This is a genomic window from Kutzneria sp. 744 (assembly GCF_000568255.1).
Taxonomy (GTDB): Bacteria; Actinomycetota; Actinomycetes; order Mycobacteriales; family Pseudonocardiaceae; genus Kutzneria.
On sequence record NZ_KK037166.1, the window covers coordinates 9,351,656 to 9,355,391 of the forward strand.

Sequence of the window (3,736 nt, forward strand, 5' to 3'; positions counted from 1 at the left end):
GGCTCGGAGAAGCGCTTCACGTTGCTCTTCACCAGCTCCGCCGACACCGCGCCGCCGTAAGTGGCGCGCAGCCGAGCGCCGCCGTCGGCGAGGAAGCCCTCCTCGGCCCCGCCGACGTTGGCCCGGAAGTACCGGACGTAGTTGACCCGGTTGGACTGGTCCTCGTCGGACGAGATGGCGGCGTACAGGGCCTGCGGGTGCGGAGTGGCCAGCACGGTGAACGACTTGAGCCGGTCGGAGTGCGCGCCGGCCAGCGCCCAGCCGACGAGGCCGCCCCAGTCGTGGCAGACCAGGTGGAACCGGCCTGCGCCTTGAGAGTCGGCGAAGCCGAGGGCGTCGGCCACCAGGTTGTCGACGACGTAGTCCGAAATGGACGTGGGCCGCGCGCCGGGGGAGTAGCCACGTTGGTCGACGGCCACGGCCCGGTAGCCGGCCGCGCCCAGCGCGGCGAGCTCCTCGGTCCAGCAGTCGGCGAACTCGGGGTAGCCGTGCAGCAGCAGCACCAGGTCGCCGTCCGCCGGACCGGCGGCGAGCGCGTCGAACACGTGCTCGCCGAGCGTGATCGTCAGTGATTCCATGCCGGCAGTCTGCCGGAGGAACCCCGGGTCAGCCGCCGAGCACGGCGGCGATCGAGGTCGCCAGCGTGGTGGTCGGGTGCCCGATCAGCCGCGACAGGTCGCCCGATCCGTCGACGAGCGCCCCGCCGGCCAGCTGCCCGTCGACCTCGACCAGCAGGTCCACCAGGTGCGGCGGCAGGCCGGCGTCGGTCAGCGCGGCGAGGTGCTCGGCCGAGCTCAGGTTCCGATACTGAATGTCCTTTCCGGACACCTGGCTCAGCGCGGCGGCCAGGTTGGGGTAGCTCCAGGCCACGTCGCCGGCCAGCTCGTAGATCTTGTTCTCGTGGCCGGTCCCGGTCAGCACGGCGACGGCGGCCTCGGCGTAGTCGGCCCGGGCGGCGCTGGCCAGCCGGCCTTCGCCGGCGCTGCCGATGAACGCGCCGTTGGCCACGGCCTGCTGGAAGGTGCCCGCGTACATCTCGGTGTACCAGCTGTTGCGCAGGAACGTGAACGGGATGCCGGCCGCGCGGATCAGCTCCTCGGTGGCCTTGTGCTCGGCGGCCAGGGCCAGCGGGCTGCTGTCGGCGTGCAGGACGCTGGTGTAGGCCAGGTGCGGGACGCCGGCCGCCTTGGCCGCGTCGACCACGGCCCGGTGCTGGTCGACGCGCTTGCCGACCTCGCTGCCCGAGACGAACAGCACCTTGTCGGCGCCGTCGAACGCGCCGCGCAGGCTGGCCGGGTCGTCGTAGCTGCCGACCCGCAGCGGCACGCCGAGGTCGGCGCCCTTGGCCGCGTCGCGGACGAGGGCCACGGTGTCGGCGGCGGGCACCCCCGCGCGGGCAAGACCAGCGAGGACAAGACGGCCGAGGGCGCCGGTGGCGCCGGTCACGACGATCATCAGAGGTGCTCCTTCGATCAGGTTCGTACCGTCACGAGGATTGCACTAACTTTTAGAAAGTGCAAACTTCAAGGTTGTGCTGCGTGTGAGCTACCATGGGCGGATGAGCGAGTCCGACTTCGAGGAGCACGGCCGCGTCGCGTTCGACGTGTTCGCGCGCAACTGCACCTCGCGGGCCACGCTGGAGCACGTCACGGGCCGGTGGGGGATTCTGGCGCTGGCCGCGCTGCGGGACGGCACGATGCGGTTCAACGCGCTGCGCAGGCGCGTGGACGGGGTCAGCGAGAAGATGCTCGCCCAGACCCTCCAGGCGCTGGAGCGGGACGGCTTCGTGCACCGGGAAGCGCAGGCGACGATTCCGCCGCGGGTGGACTACAGCCTCACGCCGCTGGGCGAGGCGACCGCCAAGCGGCTGTTCGAGCTCATCGAGTTCGTCGAGGACAACATGCTCGACGTCGCCGCGAACCAGGCCCGCTACGACACGGCCAGGAAGTAGCTGAGGACAAACCAAAGGGCCCGTGCCTCACGGCACGGGCCCTTCGGGCTTGCCTGGTCAGATGGCGCGGACGCCCTGGGCCTGCGGCCCCTTCTGGCCCTGGCCGATCTCGAACTCCACGCGCTGCCCCTCGTCCAGGGTCTTGAAGCCGTTACCCTGGATCTCCGAGTAGTGCACGAAGACGTCGGGACCGCCACCGTCCTGCGCGATGAACCCGAAGCCCTTTTCGCTGTTGAACCACTTCACATTGCCCTGCGCCATACCACTAACTCCCTGTAAGCCGAGCCAGGCCATCACAACGAAAAGCCCCGGTCTCTCGCCACATCATGCCACCACCGAGGCTCGGTGCGGAGGGGACGGCGCGGATAAGTTCGCGATTCTCGCCCGATAGGGGAGTTTTCGCAGGTCAATGCCGGTGGTCCCGGTACGGTGCGCGGTCGTGGAACCCGCCGTCGGTGCCTCGATCGGGGTAACCGCTGCGGCCGATCGGCCTGATCAACAGGCCTTCCGGCCCGCCCGGTGGTACCGGCGTGACACCATGGACCGAGCACCCCAGGGGGAGACATGACGGACAATCCGCAGCAGTACATCCAGTACCCGCAGCAGTACCTGCCCCCGCCCCCGCAGGCGCCCCAGCCGGGCGTGATCCCGCTGCGCCCGCTGGACGTCGGGGCCATGATCGGCGGCTCGTTCAAGGCCATGTTCCGCAACTGGCGGCCGGCCATCCTGGTGCCGTTCGTGTGCTACCTGGTCGTCGCGGCCGCCGTCGTCGTGCCGCTGGTCAACATGTTCGCCAGCTTCCCCCGGATCACCCGCGACGGCCCGGCCTTCACGCCGAGCGACGTCGCGAACTTCGTGGGCAGCTGGCTGGTCCTCATGCTGCTGGTGGTGCTGCTGGGCCTCGCGGCGACGGTGATCACCCAGTCCGTCGTCACGGTGGTGGTCGCCCGGGCGGTGCTCGGCCGCACCACCTCGATCGGCCAGGCCCTGCGCGCGGCCGGGCCCCGCATGGTGCCGCTGCTCGGGCTGTCCGTGCTGATCGGGCTGATCGCCGGCGCCTGCGCCGTCGTGCCGTTCACGGTGATCCTCATCCTGGCCATCGCCACCAACACCCCGCAGCTCCTGCTGCTGGCCTTCCTGTTCTTCCTGGGAGGCCTGGTCGCGGCCGCCTACTTCTGGATCTCGTGGGTGCTGGCCGTGCCGGCGCTGATCCTGGAGCCGGCCCCGGTGCTGACCGCGATGCGCCGGTCCCGCTGGCTGGTGTCCGGCGGCTGGTGGCGGGTGTTCGGCATCCTGGCGCTGGTCACGATCATGGTGTCGGTGGCCAGCAACATCGCCCAGCTCCCGGTGAGCGCGGTGCAGTTCTCCCAGTTCCCGAGCCTGATGCCGACCCGCATCGGCCAGCAGCCCGACCCGTCGGCGATGTTCAGCGTGATGTTCTCGCCAACCGTGATGATCCTGTACAGCCTGCTGACGGCGGTCGTGTACGCGATCACGCAGCCGTTCACCATCGGCGTGACCACGCTGCTCTACCACGACCTGCGGATCCGCAAGGAGAGCTTCCACCTGCCGCTGTGGGAGATGTCGCAGCAGCCGGACGAGCTGGCGGTCAGCGCGGAGCCGACGCCGCGTCCCGAACCCACGACGTGAGGTAGCCGGCGAACGAGGGCCGCACCAACAGCCGGTACGTCGGCCCGGCGTCGACCTGGTGCAGCACCACGGCCGCGCGGGCCAGCATGGTCTGCGCGCACCGGCCCGGGCCGAAGGCGCGCGGGTGCAGGTCGA

At 70.4% G+C, this 3,736-nt stretch carries 6 protein-coding genes; 2 read left to right on the plus strand and 4 right to left on the minus strand.

The genetic code is table 11. The features are described 5' to 3' along the window. Positions 1 to 578, minus strand: a 578-nt coding sequence (locus tag KUTG_RS42765; RefSeq protein ID WP_043732610.1) for an alpha/beta fold hydrolase, incomplete at its 3' end; no start/stop codon positions are given. A 28-nt stretch (positions 579 to 606) separates the two neighbouring features. Further along, positions 607 to 1,455, minus strand: coding sequence for an SDR family oxidoreductase (locus KUTG_RS42770; RefSeq protein ID WP_043725301.1), 849 nt, complete (start codon positions 1,453 to 1,455; stop codon positions 607 to 609). Between the two features lie 103 nt (positions 1,456 to 1,558). Between KUTG_RS42770 and KUTG_RS42775 the strand changes: the two genes are divergently transcribed. Then, on the plus strand, positions 1,559 to 1,951 hold the full coding sequence (locus KUTG_RS42775; RefSeq protein ID WP_043725303.1) for a winged helix-turn-helix transcriptional regulator: 393 nt from the start codon (positions 1,559 to 1,561) through the stop codon (positions 1,949 to 1,951). A gap of 57 nt (positions 1,952 to 2,008) precedes the next feature. Here KUTG_RS42775 and KUTG_RS42780 read toward each other — a convergent pair whose 3' ends face one another. Beyond that, positions 2,009 to 2,212 carry a cold-shock protein gene (locus KUTG_RS42780; RefSeq protein WP_043725304.1) on the minus strand — a complete coding sequence of 68 codons (204 nt, stop codon included), beginning with the start codon at positions 2,210 to 2,212 and terminating at the stop codon, positions 2,009 to 2,011. Positions 2,213 to 2,515: 303 nt separating this feature from the next. On the opposite strand from KUTG_RS42780, the gene KUTG_RS42785 reads away from it, so the two are divergent. Beyond that, positions 2,516 to 3,601, plus strand: a complete 1,086-nt coding sequence (locus KUTG_RS42785; RefSeq protein ID WP_043725306.1) for a hypothetical protein — start codon at positions 2,516 to 2,518, stop codon at positions 3,599 to 3,601. Here the strand turns inward: KUTG_RS42785 and KUTG_RS42790 are convergent. Further along, positions 3,561 to 3,689, minus strand: coding sequence for a hypothetical protein (locus KUTG_RS42790; RefSeq protein WP_232241540.1), 129 nt, complete (start codon positions 3,687 to 3,689; stop codon positions 3,561 to 3,563). The two genes, KUTG_RS42785 and KUTG_RS42790, sit on opposite strands and share 41 nt — an antisense overlap. Between the last annotated feature and the right edge of the window lie 47 nt (positions 3,690 to 3,736).